Annotated in this window: 21 protein-coding genes and 2 tRNA genes; 11 read left to right on the top strand and 12 right to left on the bottom strand. The window is 66.7% G+C overall.

Features of this window, described 5'->3' with window-relative positions:
• Positions 1-20: 20 nt before the first annotated feature.
• Positions 21-914 (bottom strand): 2-hydroxyacid dehydrogenase, encoded by an 894-nt coding sequence (locus tag QE379_RS17970; protein ID WP_307002584.1) that lies wholly within the window; start codon positions 912-914, stop codon positions 21-23.
• Positions 915-1084: 170 nt separating this feature from the next.
• On the opposite strand from QE379_RS17970, the gene ruvB reads away from it, so the two are divergent.
• The 4 genes from ruvB to QE379_RS17950 all read left to right on the top strand — a co-directional run bounded on the left by ruvB (position 1085) and on the right by QE379_RS17950 (position 5589).
• On the top strand, positions 1085-2110 hold the full coding sequence (gene ruvB, locus QE379_RS17965; protein ID WP_307002582.1) for a Holliday junction branch migration DNA helicase RuvB: 1026 nt from the start codon (positions 1085-1087) through the stop codon (positions 2108-2110).
• A gap of 263 nt (positions 2111-2373) precedes the next feature.
• Positions 2374-3582 carry a toxic anion resistance protein gene (locus tag QE379_RS17960; protein ID WP_307002580.1) on the top strand — a complete coding sequence of 403 codons (1209 nt, stop codon included), beginning with the start codon at positions 2374-2376 and terminating at the stop codon, positions 3580-3582.
• Between the two features lie 4 nt (positions 3583-3586).
• Positions 3587-4321: a hypothetical protein gene (locus tag QE379_RS17955; RefSeq protein ID WP_307002579.1), complete on the top strand. Its 735-nt coding sequence runs from the start codon at positions 3587-3589 to the stop codon at positions 4319-4321.
• Complete coding sequence (locus QE379_RS17950; RefSeq protein ID WP_307002578.1) at positions 4318-5589, top strand: hypothetical protein; 1272 nt, start codon at positions 4318-4320, stop codon at positions 5587-5589. The genes QE379_RS17955 and QE379_RS17950 overlap by 4 nt, the downstream gene beginning before the upstream one ends.
• Before the next feature lie 391 nt (positions 5590-5980).
• Here QE379_RS17950 and QE379_RS17945 read toward each other — a convergent pair whose 3' ends face one another.
• The gene (locus QE379_RS17945; RefSeq protein ID WP_307002576.1) at positions 5981-6475 is read right to left on the bottom strand and encodes a hypothetical protein; all 495 of its coding nucleotides are present in this window, start codon (positions 6473-6475) and stop codon (positions 5981-5983) included.
• 165 nt (positions 6476-6640) lie between these two features.
• Between QE379_RS17945 and QE379_RS17940 the strand changes: the two genes are divergently transcribed.
• Positions 6641-7012 carry a PRC-barrel domain-containing protein gene (locus QE379_RS17940; protein ID WP_307002574.1) on the top strand — a complete coding sequence of 124 codons (372 nt, stop codon included), beginning with the start codon at positions 6641-6643 and terminating at the stop codon, positions 7010-7012.
• A gap of 187 nt (positions 7013-7199) precedes the next feature.
• Here QE379_RS17940 and uvrB read toward each other — a convergent pair whose 3' ends face one another.
• The 7 genes from uvrB to QE379_RS17905 form a co-directional block, all read right to left on the bottom strand.
• A complete protein-coding gene (uvrB, locus tag QE379_RS17935; protein WP_307002573.1) occupies positions 7200-9392 on the bottom strand; it encodes an excinuclease ABC subunit UvrB in 2193 nt (730 codons plus the stop codon).
• Between the two features lie 157 nt (positions 9393-9549).
• Positions 9550-10719 carry an MBL fold metallo-hydrolase gene (locus QE379_RS17930; protein ID WP_307002571.1) on the bottom strand — a complete coding sequence of 390 codons (1170 nt, stop codon included), beginning with the start codon at positions 10717-10719 and terminating at the stop codon, positions 9550-9552.
• 60 nt (positions 10720-10779) lie between these two features.
• Entirely contained in the window at positions 10780-11181 is a 402-nt protein-coding gene (locus tag QE379_RS17925; protein ID WP_307002569.1) for a DUF4345 domain-containing protein, read from the bottom strand.
• The gene (locus tag QE379_RS17920; RefSeq protein ID WP_307002568.1) at positions 11178-11630 is read right to left on the bottom strand and encodes a DUF2721 domain-containing protein; all 453 of its coding nucleotides are present in this window, start codon (positions 11628-11630) and stop codon (positions 11178-11180) included. Before QE379_RS17920 ends, QE379_RS17925 begins: the two co-directional genes overlap by 4 nt.
• A 180-nt stretch (positions 11631-11810) precedes the next feature.
• Positions 11811-12119, bottom strand: coding sequence for a polyhydroxyalkanoic acid system family protein (locus QE379_RS17915; protein WP_307002567.1), 309 nt, complete (start codon positions 12117-12119; stop codon positions 11811-11813).
• A 116-nt stretch (positions 12120-12235) separates the two neighbouring features.
• A tRNA-Gly gene (locus QE379_RS17910) sits at positions 12236-12309 on the bottom strand.
• 43 nt (positions 12310-12352) lie between these two features.
• A tRNA-Tyr gene (locus QE379_RS17905) sits at positions 12353-12438 on the bottom strand.
• Positions 12439-12607: 169 nt separating this feature from the next.
• On the opposite strand from QE379_RS17905, the gene QE379_RS17900 reads away from it, so the two are divergent.
• Together QE379_RS17900 and rlmB are read left to right on the top strand one after the other, a co-directional pair.
• A complete protein-coding gene (locus QE379_RS17900; RefSeq protein WP_307002565.1) occupies positions 12608-14218 on the top strand; it encodes a M20/M25/M40 family metallo-hydrolase in 1611 nt (536 codons plus the stop codon).
• Entirely contained in the window at positions 14218-14961 is a 744-nt protein-coding gene (rlmB, locus tag QE379_RS17895; protein ID WP_007405685.1) for a 23S rRNA (guanosine(2251)-2'-O)-methyltransferase RlmB, read from the top strand. The genes QE379_RS17900 and rlmB overlap by 1 nt, the downstream gene beginning before the upstream one ends.
• 472 nt (positions 14962-15433) lie before the next feature.
• Here the strand turns inward: rlmB and QE379_RS17890 are convergent, their stop codons facing one another.
• A complete protein-coding gene (locus tag QE379_RS17890) occupies positions 15434-15751 on the bottom strand; it encodes a 2Fe-2S iron-sulfur cluster-binding protein (protein WP_307002563.1) in 318 nt (105 codons plus the stop codon).
• Positions 15752-15808: 57 nt separating this feature from the next.
• On the opposite strand from QE379_RS17890, the gene QE379_RS17885 reads away from it, so the two are divergent.
• Positions 15809-16438, top strand: a complete 630-nt coding sequence (locus tag QE379_RS17885) for a DNA-3-methyladenine glycosylase (RefSeq protein WP_307002562.1) — start codon at positions 15809-15811, stop codon at positions 16436-16438.
• Here QE379_RS17885 and QE379_RS17880 read toward each other — a convergent pair.
• Positions 16435-16644: a hypothetical protein gene (locus QE379_RS17880; protein ID WP_307002561.1), complete on the bottom strand. Its 210-nt coding sequence runs from the start codon at positions 16642-16644 to the stop codon at positions 16435-16437. The two genes, QE379_RS17885 and QE379_RS17880, sit on opposite strands and share 4 nt — an antisense overlap.
• Positions 16645-16893: 249 nt before the next feature.
• Between QE379_RS17880 and QE379_RS17875 the strand changes: the two genes are divergently transcribed.
• The gene (locus QE379_RS17875) at positions 16894-18240 is read left to right on the top strand and encodes a TldD/PmbA family protein (protein ID WP_307002558.1); all 1347 of its coding nucleotides are present in this window, start codon (positions 16894-16896) and stop codon (positions 18238-18240) included.
• A gap of 34 nt (positions 18241-18274) precedes the next feature.
• Positions 18275-19036 (top strand): 3'(2'),5'-bisphosphate nucleotidase CysQ, encoded by a 762-nt coding sequence (locus tag QE379_RS17870; protein WP_307002556.1) that lies wholly within the window; start codon positions 18275-18277, stop codon positions 19034-19036.
• Here QE379_RS17870 and QE379_RS17865 read toward each other — a convergent pair.
• Complete coding sequence (locus QE379_RS17865) at positions 19026-19727, bottom strand: NAD-dependent deacylase (RefSeq protein WP_307002555.1); 702 nt, start codon at positions 19725-19727, stop codon at positions 19026-19028. The two genes, QE379_RS17870 and QE379_RS17865, sit on opposite strands and share 11 nt — an antisense overlap.
• A gap of 189 nt (positions 19728-19916) precedes the next feature.
• Here QE379_RS17865 and QE379_RS17860 point away from each other — a divergent pair, with 189 nt between their 5' ends.
• Positions 19917-20483 carry a hypothetical protein gene (locus QE379_RS17860; RefSeq protein WP_307002553.1) on the top strand — a complete coding sequence of 189 codons (567 nt, stop codon included), beginning with the start codon at positions 19917-19919 and terminating at the stop codon, positions 20481-20483.
• The last annotated feature ends 164 nt before the right edge of the window (positions 20484-20647 follow it).

Raw genomic sequence — 20647 nt, 5'->3', positions numbered from 1 at the left:
TCGAAGCCCACGGGAATCCGCTAACCCAACAACCCCGGCACCTCCCGCCCCGCGAAATGCGCCTCCAGATTGGCGACGACCATCTCCGCCATTGCCGCCCGACCCTCCCGCGTCGCGCTGCCCTGATGCGGGGCGAGCACGACATGGTTCATCCGACGCAGCGCATAGGGCACTTCGGGCTCGTCGACGAAGACATCCAGGCCCGCTCCCGCGATCCGGTGCGCCTCCAGCGCGGCGATCAGCGCGTCTTCGTCCACCAGGCTGCCCCGCGCGATATTGACCAGCACCCCGTCCGCGCCCAGCCGGTCGAGCACCTCGGCATCGACGACCCCGCGCGTCTCCGCTCCGCCCGGTGCGGCGAGGATCAGCACGTCGCTCTCCTCCGCCAGTTGCGGCAGATCGGGTACGAACCGCCATGCCACCGGCTTTTCCGAACGGGTGGTGTAGAGAATCTCCCCGGCGAAGGGGGCAGCGCGTTTCGCAATGGCCTGACCGATCCGGCCCAGCCCGAAAATCCCGATCCGCCGTCCGCTTGCGCGACGCCCCAGCGGCACGGTCCAATTGCCCATCCGCAGCGCCCGGTCATTGGCCGCGATCCGCCGGTCCACCGCCAGCCACAGCGCGATGGCCTGATCCGCGACATCGTCGGTCAGCGCGTCGGGGGTGATCGCGATGCGGATACCCCGCGCGGCGGTCGCGTCCCGGTCGATGCCGTCGAAGCCGACGCCGTGCACCGCGATGATCTGCAATTCCGGCAAGCGATCGAGCAGCGCGGCGTCGACCGTCATCATGCCCCCGCCGACAATGGCGCGGGTGGTCGGCGGCGGCGTGTCGCGATGGAGCGTGAAGCATTCGGCCAGCGCGATTTCCAGGGCGGGCGGGATGGCGGTCGCCAGAAAGATGTCCTGCGGCATGGCGTCTGATCTAACGCAATTTTCGTCCCAAGTCCGCCATCCAGGTTGGTATCCGTGCCGCACCGGCTGTCCCTGTGGCCCATCCGCTGCTATGTTCGTGCAATGTTCGCCGATACCGTCACGATCCCCATGCTCGACAGGCCCGTCATCCTCTCGCTAGGGCCCATGTCGTGACCGACCAAGACCGACTCTTGTCCGCCAGCCGCCGTCCCGAGGATGTCGACGCCGCGCTCCGCCCCAAGAGCCTGGACGAGTTCGTCGGGCAGCAGGCGGCGCGCGACAACCTTCGCGTCTTCATCCAGGCGGCGCGCGGGCGCGGCGATGCGCTCGACCATGTGCTGTTCTTCGGCCCGCCGGGGCTGGGCAAGACGACGCTGGCGCAGATCATCGCGCGCGAAATGGGGGTGGGCTTCCGCGCGACTTCCGGCCCGGTCATCGCCAAGTCTGGCGATCTCGCCGCGCTGCTGACCAACCTCGAAGACGGCGATGTGCTGTTCATCGACGAAATCCACCGGCTGCAACCGGCGGTCGAGGAAGTGCTGTACCCCGCGATGGAGGACCGCGTCCTCGACCTGATGATCGGCGAGGGGCCGTCCGCCCGCTCGGTGCGGATCGACCTGCCGCGCTTTACGCTGGTGGGCGCGACGACGCGGCAGGGGCTGCTGACCACGCCGCTTCGCGATCGCTTCGGCATTCCGGTGCGCCTGCAATTCTACACGGTCGAGGAACTGACCCGCGTCGTCACCCGCGCCGCGCGGTTGCTAGACCTGCCCATTTCCGAGGACGGCGCGATCGAGGTGGCGCGGCGCTCGCGGGGCACGCCGCGTATCGCGGGGCGGTTGCTGCGCCGTGTCCGCGACTTCGCCAGCGTGGCGGGGCATGAGATCGTCCATGCGGCGGCGGCGGACCAGGCGCTCAACCGGCTGGAGGTCGATGCGCTGGGGCTGGACGCGATGGACCGGCGCTATCTGACGATGATCGCGGATGTCTATCGCGGCGGGCCGGTGGGGGTGGAGACGCTCGCCGCCGGGCTGTCCGAGCCGCGCGACACGATCGAGGAGGTGATCGAGCCGTTCCTGATCCAGCTTGGCCTGCTGGCGCGGACGGCCCGCGGGCGTATCCTGAATGCGGGGGGATGGAAGCATCTGGGGCTGAACCCGCCGGTGGGGTCGCAGGATGGGTTGTTCGACGCATAGGCGTGGCGTCAGTCCTCCGCCCGCCGTTCATCCACGATCTCAGCGCCCGTTCAGCGTGAGCGAAGTCGAAGGCCACGGACCGGACCGTCGACACTAGCGGAAATGTGGCGGGCCGTCTGGCGTGGCCTTCGACTTCGCTCAGGCTGAACGGAGGTGGGTGCAGGGACCGCCGCAGGATGTGGTCCATAGTATTATCCCTATAATACACTTGAACCCAGGCCTCATCCCCTCCACACTAGACACGCGCTTTTGGAGACTTTGGAATGGCCACGACCGCCGATACCGTGACGCAGGAAAAGGGGCTGACGCTGACGCCGCCCGATCCCGTGCCCATGGTCGCGCCCTCCCAGGCCGCCGGGCTGGTGCCCGTGGACGACAAGACCCGGACCCAGTTGGAGCAGAAGGTCGACGGCTTCGTCGCCGAACTGATCGCGCAGGACGTCAACAGCCCCGAATTCGGCCGCCGCGTCGATGCGATCACCGCGATGGGGCAGAAGGAAATCCGCGAGGCGGCGGGCCAGTCCAATCGCTTCCTCGATCGCCCGGTCAAGGCGATGGACGGCGAGACCGGCGTCGGCAAGGACCTGACCGAGTTGCGCCGCGTGGTCGAAAGCCTCGACCCCGGCAAGCAGGGCAATCTGTCCGCGCCGCGCAAGCTGCTGGGCATCATCCCCTTCGGCAACAGGATGCGCGACTATTTCGACGGCTATCGCTCGTCGCAGTCGCATATCGCCGCGATCCTGAAGAGCCTGGCCTCGGGCCGCGACGAATTGCTGATGGACAATGCCGCGATCGATACCGAGCGCGCGAATCTCTGGTCCGCCATGGGGCGGCTGGAGCAGATGATCCATCTGTCCAAGACGATGGACGCCAAGCTGGAGGATACCGCCAACGAACTGGATCACACCGATCCCGCCAAGGCGAAGGCGATCCGCGAGACCGCGCTGTTCTACACCCGCCAGCGGACCCAGGACCTGCTGACCCAGATGGCGGTGACGGTGCAGGGCTATCTGGCGCTCGACCTGGTCAAGAAGAACAATGTCGAACTGGTGAAGGGCGTCGACCGCGCCTCGACCACCACCGTCTCGGCCCTGCGCACCGCCGTCACCGTGGCGCAGGCGCTGGCCAACCAGAAGCTGGTGCTCGACCAGATCACCGCGCTCAACAGCACCACCGCCAACATCATCGACTCGACCGGCAAGCTGCTCCGCAGCCAGACCGCGCAGATCCACGAGCAGGCGGCGGCCTCGACCATTCCGCTGGAGACGCTGCAACGCGCCTTCCAGAACATCTATGACACCATGGACGCGATCGACAGCTTCAAGCTGAAGGCGCTCGATTCGATGAAGACCACGGTCAACACGCTGGGCCAGGAGGTCGAGAAGTCGAAGGGCTATATCGCCCGCGCCGAGGGGGCACAGAATCCGCAACTGACCAGCGGCGCATCGTCGTTCAAGCTGGAGGCGCTGTAAGGTCGTGACCACCCCCCGCTCGAACGAGGTCGATGCCCAGATCGAGCGTGCGCGCGAAGTGATGGCGCGCATCTCGCAGGATTATCGGGGCCAGGCGGAGCAGACCGTCAAGCGGGTGCGTCGCCGTGCCCGTTCGGCGCTCCAGCGGCTGATCCTGATCGCGGTCGCCAATGCGATCATCCTGATCGCGGCGATGGTGACGGGGCTGATCCTGCCCGGGGGGATCGGCATTTTCGGGGCGCTGGCGGCGATGATGCTGATGCTGGCGGTAACGCTGGCCATCGCATTGGCCCCCGCCGCGCGCGCGCCGACCCCCGCCAAGCTGGCGCAGGTCGATATCAAGGCGCTGCCCGCCCAGACCGAGCGCTGGCTGGAGGCGCAACGGCCCCTGCTGCCCGCACCCGCCGTGCAACTGGTCGACCGGATCGGACGGCGGCTGGATACGCTGTCGCCGCAACTGGCGGGCGTCGACAACGACACCGCCGAGGCGATGGAGGTCCGCCGCCTGATCGGCGAACAACTCCCCGCCTTCCTGCGCGACTATGAACGCGTGCCCGAACCGCTCCGTCGGGTCGAACGCAACGGCCGTACCCCCGACGCGCAACTGGTCGATGGCCTCAAGCTGATCGAGCAGGAAATCGGCGACATGACCCAGCGACTGGCCCAGGCCGATCTCGACAGTCTGTCGACGCGCGGGCGATTCTTGGAAATGAAATATCGCGAGGAAAAGGCGGAATGAGTGCGCGCGCGGCGGCGGTGGTGTTGATGATGCTCCCCACCGCCGCGATGGCGCAGGACGGGCCGAGCAAGGCGGATTTCGTGGCCGCCAGCGCTGCGGGGGATCGGCTCGATACCGGTCGTTATCTGGACGCGGCAGAGGCATTGCGTCCACTGGCTTTCGATGCGGCGGGCAAACCAAAGCCTGGCTTTGTCCACGATCAATGGGCGGAACTGTACGCGCTGATGACCGCCGAGCCGGTCGATCCGGAGCCGTCACCTGCCGAGGACGCGGAGGCCAAGGCCATGGCGGAGCGCGTGGCGGGGGCGATCTTGCGGGATGCGATTTCCGAGATCGTTGCGCGTGCCGCCAAGACCCGTGTGGTCATTCTCAACGAAAATCACGGACTCCCACGCGATCGTGCCTTCGCGCTGGAGGTGGCGCGGGCGCTTCGACCGCTGGGCTATTCCGTCCTGGCGGCAGAAACCTTCATGGTCGGCGACAAGGGTGTCGCCATGTCGAAGCTGACCAAGCAGGGCTATCCGACACAGAGGACGGGCTATTATACGCATGATCCCGTCTTCGGCGATTTTGTTCGCCAGTCGCTGGCGCTGGGCTATCGACCACTAAGCTATGAACAGACGGAGGAGGAGCGGGGCAAGCCGACTGGCCGGACGGAGAGCATCGCCCGGCGTGAAGAGGCGCAGGCCAATCATCTGGCACAGGCGTTGGCCGCCGACCCCAAGGCCAAATTCTTCGTCTATGTCGGTTTCAGCCATGTCACCGAGCAACCAATTGACGGGCCGGACGACGCCAAGGAACGTTGGATGGCCACGCGGCTGATGGCCAAGACGGGTATCGATCCCCTGACCATCGATCAAACGATTCTGGGGCCGCTGATGGGCGGTTCCAACGGGCTGGCGCGTCGTGCTCTGGCAGCCAGGACGGTGGCGCGATCGGTCGTGCTGTTCGACGGTGAGCATCCCATGACGGTCGGCCAATATGCCGGGGCGGTCGACCTGCAAGTCTATCACCCCGAAACCCGCATGGTGAAGGGGCGTCCCGACTGGCTGGCGGCGATGAATCGGCGACCCATGGTGATTCCGGCGGGCTTCGTGCCGCAAAAGGGCGAGCGACTGGTGCAGGCCTTCATCGCGGGCGAGAGCGACGATGCGATTCCGCTCGATCAGGTGTTACTGCGCGCCGGTGAGGATGTGCCCTCGCTGCTGGTGCCGGGCGACAAGCCGTTGCGGCTGGTGACGCAGGACCCTACTTCGCCCAAGCCCTGAGCCGCTCACGATGGCGGCAGGATTGCCCCCAAATGAAAAGAGGCTGCCGGGACGTCATCGCGACGGCCCCGGCAACCCCTAAACATGGTCAGCGGCCGGAGAGCTCCAGCCCGGGAGACCATGTGGGCCTCATGACATCAGGCGCGACCGTTGATTGGGGGAGGATACCCCCCGAATCACGCCCATCGATGTCAGAAGCCGGTCCCCCGAACGAACTGAACCGACCCCATTGCTGAACCATGAGACATCGGATCACCTCCTTTCGCTAGTGGATAGCCAACGCGCCCCTTTGAAGAACGCCATTACAATGTGCGTAGTCGGACGCGCATAAACAAGACTTGAAATGCAACGATGTTTGGCCGACCATCTTGCGCCGCCGAACATCGGCTCCTCAGCCCCGGCAATCCTCGATCACCCGCCCGATCTCGGCATAGGCGGGGATGACCAGCGGGACCTGGCCCTGCTGCTCCATCGTGAACCGGCCCCGGCTGAACGCCATGGCATCCAGCAACGGGTCGTTGGCCGTCAGCACCATCTCCGCGCCCGTGGCGACCGCCTGGGCGGCGAGGACCTTGGTCGTGCTGGAGGTGCGGATGGTGACGCTTCCCGCGATCGAGGCGGGGCGGCTCAGCCGGACCTGCCGGGTGCGGGGATCGCAGGTCAGCGACAGGCGGGTGACGCCCTCCGTGCCGAACGCGGCGCCCGATCCTTGCGCGGTCCGCTGATACCGCCAGTCGCCCGGCGTCAACGGCCAGTCGCGCCAGTCCGAGCCGAGTACCGGACGCGGCGTCGGCGGCAGGGGCTGGGGCGTGTGACGTACCGGCGGCGGCGCCTCGGGGCGCGGGGTGGCGGGGATACAGCCCGACAGGGCGGCAGCCGCGACCATCGTCGGGGCAAGGGGGGCAAGGGACAGGCGACGCATCGTGTCCAGCCTATGGGCGAGGGGGCGTTCGGGCTCAACCCTGTGCTGCGGCGGACCGTGCCGATGCGGCGGGCATCGGAACCGTGCCTCGCTCTGGCGGGTTTTGAGGGCGATAAACGGAGGTTAAGAATGGCCGATCACGACACGCCGACCCTGATCCTGGTCCAATCCAACGTCGCGGGGACGTTGAAGCTGGAAAGTCGCGACGGCGACACGATCGGCAGCGTCTATTCCTTCATGGTCCACAAGCGTTCGGGCCGGGCGACGCATGCGGTGCTGGCGCTGGGCGGCTTTCTGGGCATGGGCAAGAGCTTCTATCCGGTGCCGTTCAGCCTGTTGCAGTTCGATCCGGTGAACGATCAATATGTCATCACCGTCGACCGCCGCTTGCTGGAGGGCGGGCCGAGTTGGGCCAACAACGCGCCGATCTTCGATCAGGCTTATGCCGACCGGGTGGCGGGCTATTATGGGGTGGGGACGGAGAATCTGGATTTGGGGTGATTTTTTGAGGGATGTGCTTGTGGCGATGCCCTCCCCCATCCCCTCCCGCCTGCGGGAGGGGCGTGCCCGGTGCAGCGTTTGGAATCTCCCGGACGTAATGCCCTGACGATCACCCGGTAACGCACCCCTCCCGCAGGCGGGAGGGGATGGGGGAGGGCAAACGCCAAGCAACCCCCACCCCCGAAAATCAATTCGCCTTCCGCCCGCTGGCGAACTTCTTGCTCTTGCCGAACCGCGTCTTGCGCGTCCCCGGCTTGCCCTCGTTCGACCGGCCCATGATCGGTGCCTTCTGCTCATGGACGGGCAGGCCGAGTTCCTCATTCTCCAACTGGCGGATTTCGTCGCGCAACCGCCCGGCTTCCTCGAATTCGAGGTCGGCGGCGGCCTTGCGCATCTTCTTTTCGAGTTCCTCGATATAGGCGCGCAGATTATGGCCGACCATGTGCGGACGATCCTCATCGATCGGCACGGTCACCTGATCGCCCGACGCCACATGCGCGATGATGTCGCCGATCTGGCGGCGGATCGTCTGCGGCGTGATGCCGTGCTGGGTATTATACGCCATCTGCTTCTCGCGACGCCGTGACGTCTCGGACATGGCGCGTTCCATCGATCCGGTGATCCGGTCGGCATAGAGGATCACCCGGCCATCGACGTTGCGCGCCGCGCGCCCGATCGTCTGGATCAGCGAAGTCTCCGAACGCAGGAACCCTTCCTTGTCCGCGTCGAGGATCGCGACCAGCCCGCATTCGGGAATGTCCAGCCCCTCGCGCAGCAGGTTGATGCCGATCAGCACGTCATAGACGCCCAGCCGCAGATCGCGGATCAACTCGATACGCTCCAGCGTCTCGACATCGGAGTGCATGTAGCGGACCTTGATCCCCGCCTCGTGCATATATTCGGTCAGATCCTCCGCCATCCGCTTGGTCAGCGTGGTGACGAGGGTGCGGTAACCGAGTTCGGTCGTCTTGCGCGCCTCGATGATAAGATCCTGCACCTGCTCCTCGACCGGCTTGATCTCGACCGGGGGGTCGATCAGCCCGGTGGGGCGGATGACCTGTTCGACGAAGACGCCGCCGGTCTGCTCCATCTCCCAATGGCCGGGCGTGGCCGAGACGCTGACCGTCTGCGGGCGCATCGCGTCCCATTCGTTGAAGCGCAGCGGCCGGTTGTCGATCGCGGAAGGCAGGCGGAAGCCATATTCGGCCAGCGTGATCTTGCGCCGATGGTCGCCGCGCGACATGCCGTTGATCTGGCCGATAGTGACATGGCTTTCGTCGACGAACAGCACCGCGTTTTCGGGGAGATATTCGAACAGCGTAGGCGGCGGCTCGCCGGGCAGGCGGCCGGTCAGGAAGCGGCTGTAATTCTCGATGCCGTTGCACGATCCGGTGGCGGCGATCATCTCAAGGTCGAAATTGGTCCGCTGTTCGAGCCGCTGGCGCTCCAGCAGCTTGCCCTCGATCTCCAGTTCCTTGAGCCGCTCGGTCAGTTCGAATTTGATCGCCTCGACCGCCTGCTTCATCGTCGGGCCGGGGGTCACATAGTGGCTGTTGGCGTAGATGCGCACCGAATTCAGGCTGGCCGACTTCTTGCCGGTCAGCGGATCGAACTCGACGATCTCCTCGATCTCATCGCCGAAGAAGGACACGCGCCAGGCCGAGTCCTCATAGTGCGAGGGGAAGATTTCCAGATTGTCGCCCTTCACCCGGAAATTGCCACGCATGAAGGCGGCGTCATTGCGCTTATATTGCAGGGCAACGAGCTTGCGGATGATCTCGCGCTGGTCGACGCTCTGCCCCTTCTTCAAATCGAAGATCATCGCCGAATAGGTTTCGACCGAGCCGATACCGTAAAGGCACGATACCGACGCCACGATGATGACGTCGTCGCGCTCCAGCAGCGCACGGGTGGCCGAGTGGCGCATCCGGTCGATCGACTCGTTGATCGAGCTTTCCTTCTCGATATACGTGTCCGACCGGGGCACATAGGCCTCGGGCTGGTAATAGTCGTAATAGCTGACGAAATATTCGACCGCGTTGTTGGGGAAGAAGTTCTTGAACTCCCCGTACAACTGCGCAGCCAGGATCTTGTTGGGTGCGAGGATCAGGGCGGGGCGCTGCAACTCCTCGATGACCTTGGCCATGGTGAAGGTCTTGCCCGAGCCGGTGACGCCCAGCAGCACCTGATCCTTGTCGCCCGCGCGCGCCGCCGCGGTCAGTTCCCGAATCGCGGCGGGCTGGTCGCCGCTGGGGGTATATTCGGTGACCAACTCGAACCGCTTGCCCCCTTCGGCCTTTTCGGGGCGCGACGGGCGGTGGGGAATGAAACTGACCCCGGTTTCGGGTTCGTCGAGGGTGGTGCGGATCTGGATCGCCATAAGGGGAATATGGTCCCGGTTGCGCTTTTGTTCCAGTGGTTCCGGTGTTGAGGCGTGGGCTTTGACTTCGCTCAGCCTGAACGGAGGTTGGGATCGGGGCCGGACACAAAATCCCGTTCAGCCTGAGCGAAGTCGAAGGCCAAGGGTATCCCTCCGCCTATCGCAACGCCCGAACCTGCGCCGTGTGGAGACACGCTTGCATCGCCGCATCGCTCGTCCGCCCCGCCGTGCTCCCGGCCCGGAAAGGCCCGACCTCCACCGGCTCGCCCATCCGGACCGCCGCAAAGTGCCCCCGCTCGCCCGAACAGCGCATCGCCGCATCGAGCAGTTTCGGCGGCGTATCATAGGCCTCGTAGGACAGGCGGAAGGTGCCCCAATGGATCGGGATCGCCGTCGAAGCGCCCAGTCGCTCGAAAATCTGCACCGCCTGCGGCGGGCCGATATGGCTCCCCGATGCCATCTGGCCGGGCACGAAGCGGAACGCGCCGATGGGGAGCAGGGCCAGGCGCACGGGGCCCAGCTTCGCGGCTTCCTCGGGCCAGCGTCCGTCGCCCATGCCGGTATCGCCGGCAAAGAAGATGTTCCCGCCCGGCAGCTTGACGACGAAACTCGACCAGAGCGCGCGGTTGCGGTCGGCGAACCAGCGGCTGCCCCAATGATGGTTGCGCGTCACCACCACCGAGACACCCGGCTTGATGACCCTTTCCCGCCCCCAGTCGAGCGCGGTGGCGGGCACGCCGACCTGGCCGATCACGCTGTCATTGCCCAGGCTGGTGACCACCAGCGGCCGGTCGCGTTGCCACAGCCTTTTGAGAGCCGCCTGATCCAGATGGTCGTAATGATTGTGGCTGATGACGACGAGATCGATTTTCGGCAGGTCGTCGAACGCCACGCCCGGCTTCGCCACACGCTTCGGGCCGAAGCCGAAGGGCCCGGCACGCTCGGCATAGATGGGGTCGGTCAGGATGTTGAGGCCCTGGGTCTGGACCAGCACGGTCGCATGGCCGATCCAGGTCGCGACCATGCGCTGTCCCTCGACACGGGGTTCGGGCCTGGAGGCGCGGACCGCCACCGTCTCCGGCCAAGCGGGGCGTCCGTCATCGCCGGTCAGTTGCCGCCAGAGAAACCCGCCCCGTCCGCCCCGCGTCGGCATCCGCAACGTGTCCGCATCGCCATCGGGGTTGAAGAAGCGCTCGCCATCATAATGGCCGCTCTCCGGCCCCTCATAATAAAGGCGGTCGAGATAATGCGGCACGATCGTCGCCGCCAGGCCGATCAGGATGAGGATCAGCGCCAGTCCCTTGGCGATCCGGCGGACGATCCTCATGCCGTCCCGCCGGGAGCGGGGAGGATAGGCTCGGCAAAGCGCATGGAAATGCTCCTGGGATCAGCGACGGCCACGCGCGACACGGGCCTGCCACAGCATAAGAAGCGGAACGACGCCCAGTTCCATCGCCAGCCCCAGTCGATGTCCCGTCGACGGCGCTCCAACCGTCGCCCAGGACAGGGCGCGCGCCAGGCCGCCCGCGACGACCAGCAGCCCGAGCCACCGAAACCGCGCGTCCTTGCGCTCGATCGCGGGGATGCAGGTGACGAACGCCAGTCCCAGTCCCAGGAAGATGCCGGAGACATAGCGGAACTGGCTGTCCAGATCGGTCGGGATCACCGACGCGCCGCCCAGCCAGACAGGCCCCTGCACCACGCTGATCCCCCCGATGGAAAGGGGGACGAGGCAGGCGATCGCGACCACCAGTTGCAGCGCGCGCCGTTCGATGGCGTGGCGGCTCAATCCAGGATTTCCTTGCGAACATGGATCGCGCGCAGCGAAATGCGGACCTCGATCATGAAGGCGATCAGGCACATCGTCAGCAGCGTGACCGACAGGACGAAGGCCAGCGCGATCCAGGTGCCGATATGGAATTTGCCGAGATTGGCGATAAACAGCACTGCGATGACGATGCACGCCATCACCGCACTCGACACCGCCAGGAACAGGGCGGCGTTGATGATCGACATGCGCCGGTCGAGCAGCCGCAGTTCCCATTTGTGGCGCATCCGCTCGGGGCTGTCATCGACCTTGTGGATCATCATCTCCAGCCCGCGCGCCCGGTCGATCACCCGCGCCAGCCGTCCCGCCAGTACGTTCAGCAACTGCCCGATCGCGGCGAGCAGGAAAACGGGGGCCAGCGACAGTTGAATGGTCTGGGCGATGGTGGCGACGGCGGGCAATGTGGGCATCGCCGGAAATGGTGGCGTGCCGGGCGGCTCGGGGCAAGGGGGAAGTGTCCGGATCGCTTTCCTCCCGATCGTTCCTCTGCGAAAGAAGGTCCGTTGCCCAAAAGCATATACCACCCCGGCCCCCGCCGAGGGGGTGATGTATGAGTTCGCGGAGGAATCCAGGCAGGGAGGGACGTAAGATCAGGCCTTCGCCAGCATCTTCTCCGCGCTGGTCTTCACGAATTCGCCGATGGGTCCGGCCATCATCGACAGCATCATCGGGATCGCGACGGTGCCGGAGATCGCGCGGTCGGCGATGTTCATGTCCGCCTTCACCGTCTGGCCCATGGCGATGATGGTCAGCATCAGCCGGTCGTCGGCGGCCCATTCGGAGATCACCTGGCCACCGCCGGGAATCTTGGATTCCAGCTTGGGCAGTCCCTGTTCGATCCGGCGACGCGCCTCGGCATGACCCAGTTCATGGGGAATGTCGAAATTGACCGATGCCATGTCGCTTCACTCTTTCTCATCTTGTGGGAACGGGGCGGACTGGCGTGACCTGACGTAAGCGTCAAGCACCCGGTGCCTAATGTCGATCAGGAAGGACGAGCGGGATGTCAGGTGGTTGGAGCGGGTAACGGGAATCGAACCCGTGTATTCAGCTTGGAAGGCTGCTGCACTACCATTGTGCTATACCCGCTCAATATCCAGCGCCGTGATCGACCCTAGCCGATGGGCGGGGATGGTGGAAGGGACTGGATTCGAACCAGTGTACGCTCACGCGGGCAGATTTACAGTCTGCTGCCTTTAACCACTCGGCCACCCTTCCGGGGTGTCGCTCCACCGGAGCGAGGCGGGCCCAATGCCGAAGCTGAACGCGGCTGTCAACGCCGTTTTGCGGGTTTTCGCGCCTCCCCGCTTGATCCGGTTGCTTGCATCGCGCGGGATCGGGACATAGCCTCTGACCCAATATCAGTCCAACCGGGGTTTCGTTTCCTATGCGCGTTTCCTTGCTCGCCGCCGTCGCGGCGATCGCCTTGCTGCCTGTCGCCACTGCCACCGCGCAGGACCGCAGCGCCGCCAATCGCATCATCGACGAGGGCATGAACCACAGTCAGGTCATGCAGACCGCGCAGCATCTGACCGATGTGATCGGCCCGCGCATGACCAACAGCCCCGCGATGCGCGCCGCCGAGGGCTGGACCGCCGAGCGGTTCCGCCAATGGGGGCTGAAGAACGTTCATAAGGAGGGTTTTCCTTTCGGACGCGGCTGGTCGATCGAGCGGGCGAGCGTGCGGATGGTCTCGCCCCGCCCGCTGCAACTGACCGCGATTCCCATCGCCTGGACGCCCGCCACCAACGGCGCGGTCACCGCCCCCGTGATCGTCGCGCCGATGAAGCGGGAGCGCGATTTCGACAAGTTTCGGGGGCAGTTGCGCGGCAGGATCGTGATGGTGTCGATGCCCGGCACCGGCGACGAACCCGGCACCGCGCCCTTCCGCCGCCTGTCGGGCGAGGACATCGCCAAGCTCGACGTGTACGTCCAGCCCGAGCATGATCCCGAAACCGCCGACCGCCGGTTGAAGCGGCTCGACTTCTCGCAGAAGCTGGACGCGTTCCTGAAGGCCGAGGGCGCGGTCGCCTATGTCACCCAGAGCTATCGCGACGGCAAGCTGCTGCACGGTGAAGGCTATCTGTTCGGGCGCGGCGAGACGCCCGCCGTGCCGGGCATCGAACTGGCCGCCGAGGATTATCGACGCCTCGCCCGGTTGGCCAAGGCTGGCCCCGCGCCGACCATCGAGGTGCTCAGCGACGTCCGCTACGATGACAGCGACGAGAATGCCTACAACATCATCGCCGAGATTCCCGGTACGGACCCCAAGGCCGGCTATGTGATGGCGGGCGCGCATCTCGATAGCTGGGTCGCGGGCGACGGCGCGGCGGACAATGCGGCGGGCAGCGCGATGGTGATGGAAGCCGCGCGTATCCTCGCCGCCACCGGCCAGCGGCCGAAACGCACCATCCGCTTCGCGCTCTGGTCGGGTGAGGAGCAGGGCATTCTCGGCTCCATGGCCTATGTCGAGCAGCATCTGGCGACGCGCGGGCGGCCGGGCGATGCGCCGCAGTCGGGCCTGAAGCGCTATTATGGCTGGACCAATCGCTGGCCGATTAGCCCCAAGCCCGGTTACGGCGACCTTGCCGCGTACTTCAACATCGACAATGGCTCGGGCAAGCTGCGCGGAATCTATGCCGAGAACAACCCGGCGGCGGTGCCGATGCTCAAGGAATGGCTGTCGCCCTATGCCGCGATGGGGGCGGGCAATGTCGTGCAGCGGACCACCGGCGGCACCGACCATGTCTTCATGCAGGCGGTCGGCGTGCAGGGGTTCCAGTTCATCCAGGACCCGCTGGATTATGGCAGCCGCATCCATCACAGTTCGGCCGATACCTTCGACCATTTGAAGGGCGACGACATGCGCCAGGTCTCGGTCGTGCTCGCGGGGGTCTTGCTCGCGGCGGCGAATGCGGACAAGGCATTGCCACGTCCGCCGGTTCCGACCCAACCGGCAACGACCAAGCCCTTCGACTATACGGACAATGACGACTGATGGCACGCCGAGGACATCGCCCCAGCCAGGCTTCTTCCAACCGCCCACGCTTTTGGGGACGGCATGCGGTGACGGCGGCGCTCGCCAACCCCAACCGCACGGTGCGAAAGATCTGGGGCACGCGCGAGGCGCTGGCCGCGCTCGACCTGCCGCCGGTGGTGCCGATCACCTATGCCGATGCGGCCGATCTGGGGCGCCTGGTCCCCGCCGATGCGCCGCATCAGGGATTGGTGGCCGAAGTCGATCCGCTGGAGGATATGTGGCTGGGCGACCTGCTGCACGAGGGGCAGGATGACCAGCGGCCGCTGGTGGTGCTCGACCAGGTGACCGACCCGCACAATGTCGGTGCGATCCTGCGTTCGGCGGCGGCGTTCGACGCGTTGGGCATCGTGACCCAGGACCGGCACGCGCCGCCCGAATCGGGCACGGTCGCCCGCTCGGCCAGCGGCGCGCTGGAGACGGTGCCGTGGATTCGCGTGGTGAACCTGGCGCGCGCGCTGGAGGAGATCGCGGAAGCGGGCTTCTGGCGCATCGGCCTGACCGGCCATGCCAATCAGACGCTGGCGCAGGCGATGGGGACGCAGCGCATCTGCATCGTGCTGGGCGCGGAGGGCGAGGGGATGCGGCAGAATACCGAGGCGCATTGCGACGAACTCGCCAAGCTGCCGATCAGCCCGAAGGTGGAGAGCCTGAACGTCTCCAACGCGGCGGCGATCGCGCTGTACGCGGTGGCGGCGCGGTGATTTGTGAGGGCGGCGGGGGTGGTCCTGCCGCCTTTTCGTTCGCGCAGAGGCGCGGAGGGCGCAGAGGGGTTTGGGGCAAGCGCCGGGCGTGCGCTTCGACTTCGCTCAGCGTGAACGGCTGTCGGTCGTGTTGGCGGGGTATTCGGGGCGGGTAGGTTCCAGAAGATCCGCTCCCAGCCTCCGTTCAGCCTGAGCGCAGTCGAAGGCCATGGGCATGTGGTTCGCGCGGAGACGCGGAGGCGCGGAGATTGTGAATCCGGCCGCAAGGCCTCTCCAGCCCTGTCGGCCGCCGCAAAGTCTCCCGGTCGCGAGGGCGGCCTTCGCTGGCCCTATACCGGACATCTCCGCGCCTCCGCGCGAACAAAAACTCCGAGGAGGCTGCGAGCCCAAGTTACGCCGTTCCGTCCGGGCCCCGGCGCAAAAAAGAGGCGGGGCCATCGCCCCGCCCCCCGCGTTCTCGCGAAATGCCCGATCAGTCCTCTGCCGCGATCCGCACGCGCATCCCGTCCTGTGCCGCACCGAAGGGCAACTGGCACGACAGGCGCGAGGTCGCATCCCGCTCGCTGGTCGAATCGAGCAGGTCGTCTTCGTCCGGTCCGATCGCGGGCAACGTGCCCGCGAATGCCGGATCGACATGCACATGGCATGTCGCGCAGGAGCAGCATCCGCCGCACAGCGCCAGCAACTCGTCTACGCCTGCGTCGCGGATGACTTCCATCACCGACAGACCGGCCTCGCCGTCGATTTCGCGTTCTTCCCCGTCGCGGGTCATGACGATAAGCTTGGGCATGTCCATTCTCCTTGTCGGTAGCGGCTCTGCCGATCCTCAACGCACGGATCAAGCATCATGGGGCTGAGCGCCGAACAGATTCGCCAAAGCATGGACGCGCTGGCCGCCGCCGAGCCCGCCATCGCGGCGGCGCTCGCGCGGATCGGCTATCCCGCGCCGCGCATCCGGGCGCGGGGCTATGCGACGCTCGTGCGCACCATATTGGGCCAGCAGGTCTCGGTCGCTTCCGCCGATGCGCATTGGCGGCGGCTGAACGAACTCCTGGGCGATGCGACCGATCCGACGACGATGCAGGGCGTCACCGACGAGGAACTGCGCGGTGCCGGCATCTCGCGGCAAAAGGCCGGTTATCTGCGCAGCCTGGCCGAAGAGGTGACGAGCGGTCGCCTGAACCTGTCGAACCTGCCGGAGGACGACGAGGAGGCGATCGCGCAACTGGTGGCGGTCAAGGGCATCGGCCGCTGGTCGGCGGAGGTCTATCTGCTCTTCGCGGAAGGGCGCACCGATATCTGGCCCGCCGGTGACCTGGCGGTGCAGATCGAGATGGGGCGCATTTTGGGCCATGACGCGCGGCCTTCGGAAAAGCAGGTGCGCGCCCTTGCCGAAGCCTTTCGCCCGCACCGCAGCGCGCTGGCGATCTTCACCTGGCACCATTACGGCGCGGGGGCGGACGCCGCGCCGGTCTAGTCGGTATCCGGCGTCGCGCGGTGGCGGGTGGCGACCCCGACCAGCACCGCCGTCGACAAGAGGATGGACGACACAAGCCCGCCGATCGCGAGCAGTCCGCCCGACGTCACCCGCACCTTGGCCCGCAGGACGACCTTGCGCCCGATCTTGGCACGCAGGGTGGCGGACTGATGGTTGGGGCCGCGTGGAGCGATGGAATGGGACATGGGCGATCAACGCGGCGGCGCCCTATCCGTTCACGCGCCATAACGCTAAACGACGTCGGCATCATCCAGCTATCGGCGCAGGACGCGGAGGGGTGAAAGACGTAGCGACGGGCCAAGCGGATCAGAACGGCCATGCGCAGGAATTGCGTCGTCCTTCCCTTCCACTGACCGGCCATGTTTCCCATCTTTGTCGCGGTCGTGGCAAGCGCGTACTGGCATCCCGCCCCCCGCGCCCTTAAGTCCCTACCCATGTTGACCCCCGAACAGGCCCGTGACCGGGCCGCCGATATCGTCGCCCGTGCCCGTGCCGCCGGGGCCGACGCCGCCGACGCCGTCTTCGCCGCCGATGCCGCGCTGGAGGTGTCGGTGCGCCTCGGCGCGCTGGAGGATGTCGGGCGGTCGGAGAGCGAGGAACTGGGCCTGCGCGTGTTCGTCGGGCGGCGCTCGGCCAGCGTCTCGACATCGGACCTGTCGGGCGATGCGATCACCCTCGCGGTCGAACGCGCCGTCGCCATGGCGCGGGAGGCGCCCGAGGATCGCTGGGCGGGCCTGGCGCCCGAGGAGCGGTTGCTGCACGGCGCGCCGCCGATGCTCGACCTGGACGACGGCGGCGAGGTCGAGCCCGAACAACTTCGCGCCGCCGCCCTGGCCGCCGAAGAGGCCGCGCGTGCCGTGGCCGGCGTCACCAATTCGGAAGGAGCGGGGGCCTCCGCCTCACGCGTCGTGTCGGCACTGGCCACCAGCCACGGTTTCGCCGCCGGTTATGCCGCGACCGGATACGGCCTGTCGGTCAGCGTCGTCGCGGGCGAGGGGGCGGGAATGCAGCGCGACTATGCCCATCACGGCGCACGCCTTCGCCGCCTGCTCGAAGGCCCCGAGGCGATCGGCACCCGCGCGGGCGAGCGGACCGTCGCGCGGCTGAATCCGGCCAAGCTGGCGAGCGGTACGATGCCGATCGTTTTCGACCCGCGCGTCGGCTCGTCGCTGGTCGGCCACCTCGTCTCCGCGATTGCGGGCGCGGCGATCACCCGGCGGACCAGCTTCCTGCTCGACCGGCTGGGCGAGCGGGTGATGGCCGAGGGTATCCGGATCGAGGACGACCCCCACCGTCCGCACGGGCTTCGTTCGCGCCCCTTCGATGGCGAGGGGCTGGCGGTGTCGCCGACCGCGATCGTCGAGGACGGCGTGCTGGAGACCTGGCTGCTCGATTCCGCCTCCGCCCGGCAATTGGGGCTGGAGCCGACCGGTCATGCCGCGCGGGGGGGCGCGGGTGCGCCGGGGGTGTCGACCAGCAACCTGTTCATGGCGGCGGGGCGCGTGCCGGTCGATACGCTGATCGCCGATATCGCCGACGGCGTCTATGTCACCGAGTTGATCGGCAGTGGCGTGAACCCCGTCACCGGCGATTACAGCCGGGGCGCGGCGGGCTTCCGCATCGTGGAGGGGCGGATCGCGGAACCGGTTGCGGAGTTCACCGTGGCAGGTAATCTGAAAGAGATGTTCCTCGCCATGACGCCGGCCAATGATCTGGAATTCCGCTACGGCGTCAATGTGCCGACGCTGCGCATCGATGGAATGACGGTTGCCAGCGGCTGATCTGATCCGAGCCCCTGACATCATTCCGGGGGTCGTGGCGGCGGCCCGCGAGGCGGCGGCAATGGCGCTCGCCCGTTGGCGCACCGATTTCCGCCAATGGGAAAAGACGCCGGGCAGCCCGGTGTGCGAGGTCGATCTGGACGTCGACCGGATGCTCCATGCCCGGCTTCAGGCGCTGATCCCCGATGCCGGATGGCTGTCCGAGGAGACGGCGGACAAGCCCGACCGGCTGGCCGCCCGCCGCGTCTGGGTGGTCGATCCGATCGACGGCACCCGCGACTATATCCGTGGACGCGAAGGCTGGGCCGTGTCGGTCGCGTTGGTCGAGGACGGGCGGCCGGTGATCGGCGTGCTCGCCGCGCCCGCGCGGGGCGAGTTGTGGCTGGCCCAGGCGGGCGGCGGTGCGACCCGCAACGGCCGCACATTGAGCGCGGGCTATTGCCGCCAGATGCCGGGCGCGCGCGTGCCGGTCGATGCGCTCCCCAAGGCGGACCGCGATCTGGTCGCCGTGTTCAAGCCCAATTCGATCGCGCTGCGCATCGCGATGGTCGCCGCCGATGAGGCCGATCTGGTCGCGACGCTGCGCTGGGGCAATGAATGGGACATCGCCGCCGCCGCGCTGATCGCGTCCGAAGCGGGGGCGGGGGTGGCCGATGCGCTGGGCCAGCCTTTGCTCTTCAACAAGCCCGATCCGCGCGCCTTCGGCGTGCTGGTGACGGCAAGGGGCTTGCAGGATGCGGCGGTCGAGCGATTGGCTCCGCGCGCGCGCGACGTGATCGTGCCGGTCAGCCGCTGAGCATCTGCTCGACCCATTCGGGCACCAACTGCCCGGCGGAGGCCAACCGGCTCTCGTCGAACCAGCCGCTGCCCTCCGATCGGTCGAGATTGAGTTCCAGCGTCCGCGCGCCGTAAGCGCTCGCCATCCGCACGAACCCTGCCGCCGGATAGACCGCGCCCGAGGTGCCGATCGACACGAACAGGTCCGCCTCCGCCAGCGCTGCCTCGATCCGCTCCATATGATAGGGCATCTCGCCGAAGAACACGATATCAGGACGCAAGGCGGGTGCGGCGCAGGCGGGGCAGGGCGTCCCCGGCGGCAGCGCCTCTTCCCACCCGAACCGCTCGCCACAGGCCGTGCACAGGGCCCGCTTCAGCGCGCCGTGCATATGCAGCAACCGCCTCGCCCCCGCCCGTTCGTGCAGATCGTCCACATTCTGCGTGACGATCAGCAATTCGCCCGGCCATACCCGATCCAGCCGCGCCAAAGCCTCATGCGCGGCATTGGGCCTGACCGCCGCCAGCCCCGCGCGCCGCAGGTCATAGAAGCGGTGGACCAGCATCGGATCGGCGGCCAGTGCTTCGGGGGTACAGACATCCTCGACCCGATGCCCCTCCCACAACCCGCCCGGCCCGCGAAAGGTGGCGATGCCGGACTCGGCGGATATGCCCGCGCCGGTGAGGATGACGATATTACGAATGCCGCGCATCACCGTGTTCTACCTTGGTGTCGGCATGACCGTAAGGGGGGAGTGGCATAGGAATAGCCCGCCAAACATAATTTCCGTGAGGACTAGTGTTGAAATAACAAAGTCTTCGCGGTCGAGCGATCAGTATGGCGAGGTGGCGGCACAAGCTTCGCTCTTGCCATTTCAAGCGGTCCTGGATCACATCATGCCATGATGATCGCCCTATTGCTTGCCGCTGCCGCGTCCGATTGCACCTATGACCGCGCCGCGATGCTCGCCTTGCCGCAACAGGCTTTCGATCAGGATATGTCCGGCGGCTGGCGGGCGCTGTCGATGCGCGGCTGTGAAAAGGAGGCGGCGGACCTGATCCGCGACTGGCGAACGGCACATACGCCCGAGCGCAGTCGCGGCATTCTCTACTGGCATGAGGGCCAGTTGCGGGCGAACCTCGGTGAGAATGTCGCGGCGATCGCGCTGTTCGAGCGCGCGCGCAAGACCGTGGAGGAGGATCGCGGCATGGGTTGGAACCTCTATGTCGATGGCAGCATTGCGTTCCTGCGGCGCGATCGCCCCTCCTTCGACAAGGCGCATGCCGCCCTTGCCGCCCTGCCGAAGCCCGAGGGGTTCGACCCGCGCGGCCCCGATGGAAAGCCGATCACGATCCGCTGGCCTATGAACCTCAACGTGCTCGACGGCTTCGCGCGGTGCTGGGACAAGTCCTATCGACAGGCCTATGCGACCTGCGCGACGCCGATCGACGTCGTCGAAGGCAAATAAGCCCGGCCCGGGCCAGCCGATAACGGGTTCCGCTACGCCGCTCGTGCCTGGGATCGAAATATCGGGGCGGTCTGCCCCACAAGCGGTCATCGATCATTGGTCATGCAGCCAGCCGCCGGTTCCCTCGGAGAAGTAGCTGTGCCAAGGAACGCCGCATGACGACC

It is taken from the genome of Sphingomonas sp. SORGH_AS_0879 (assembly GCF_030819175.1).
Lineage (GTDB): Bacteria > Pseudomonadota > Alphaproteobacteria > Sphingomonadales > Sphingomonadaceae > Sphingomonas.
Note: the sequence above shows the minus strand (reverse complement) of the source record. Positions and strands in the feature narration are given on the sequence as shown.

Excerpts from the sequence above, each read along its gene's own strand:
- QE379_RS17960 (WP_307002580.1), top strand. The coding sequence starts at position 2,374 with ATGGCCACGACCGCCGATACCGTGACGCAGGAAAAGGGGCTGACGCTG.
- QE379_RS17970 (WP_307002584.1), bottom strand. The coding sequence starts at position 914 with ATGCCGCAGGACATCTTTCTGGCGACCGCCATCCCGCCCGCCCTGGAA.
- QE379_RS17900 (WP_307002565.1), top strand. The coding sequence starts at position 12,608 with ATGCGCGTTTCCTTGCTCGCCGCCGTCGCGGCGATCGCCTTGCTGCCT.
- QE379_RS17890 (WP_307002563.1), bottom strand. The coding sequence starts at position 15,751 with ATGCCCAAGCTTATCGTCATGACCCGCGACGGGGAAGAACGCGAAATC.
- QE379_RS17880 (WP_307002561.1), bottom strand. The coding sequence starts at position 16,644 with ATGTCCCATTCCATCGCTCCACGCGGCCCCAACCATCAGTCCGCCACC.
- QE379_RS17915 (WP_307002567.1), bottom strand. The coding sequence starts at position 12,119 with ATGGCATCGGTCAATTTCGACATTCCCCATGAACTGGGTCATGCCGAG.
- QE379_RS17920 (WP_307002568.1), bottom strand. The coding sequence starts at position 11,630 with ATGCCCACATTGCCCGCCGTCGCCACCATCGCCCAGACCATTCAACTG.
- uvrB (WP_307002573.1), bottom strand. The coding sequence starts at position 9,392 with ATGGCGATCCAGATCCGCACCACCCTCGACGAACCCGAAACCGGGGTC.
- QE379_RS17930 (WP_307002571.1), bottom strand. The coding sequence starts at position 10,719 with ATGAGGATCGTCCGCCGGATCGCCAAGGGACTGGCGCTGATCCTCATC.
- QE379_RS17950 (WP_307002578.1), top strand. The coding sequence starts at position 4,318 with ATGAGTGCGCGCGCGGCGGCGGTGGTGTTGATGATGCTCCCCACCGCC.
- QE379_RS17885 (WP_307002562.1), top strand. The coding sequence starts at position 15,809 with ATGGGGCTGAGCGCCGAACAGATTCGCCAAAGCATGGACGCGCTGGCC.
- QE379_RS17875 (WP_307002558.1), top strand. The coding sequence starts at position 16,894 with ATGTTGACCCCCGAACAGGCCCGTGACCGGGCCGCCGATATCGTCGCC.
- QE379_RS17860 (WP_307002553.1), top strand. The coding sequence starts at position 19,917 with ATGATGATCGCCCTATTGCTTGCCGCTGCCGCGTCCGATTGCACCTAT.
- QE379_RS17865 (WP_307002555.1), bottom strand. The coding sequence starts at position 19,727 with ATGCGCGGCATTCGTAATATCGTCATCCTCACCGGCGCGGGCATATCC.
- rlmB (WP_007405685.1), top strand. The coding sequence starts at position 14,218 with ATGGCACGCCGAGGACATCGCCCCAGCCAGGCTTCTTCCAACCGCCCA.
- QE379_RS17940 (WP_307002574.1), top strand. The coding sequence starts at position 6,641 with ATGGCCGATCACGACACGCCGACCCTGATCCTGGTCCAATCCAACGTC.
- QE379_RS17945 (WP_307002576.1), bottom strand. The coding sequence starts at position 6,475 with ATGGTCGCGGCTGCCGCCCTGTCGGGCTGTATCCCCGCCACCCCGCGC.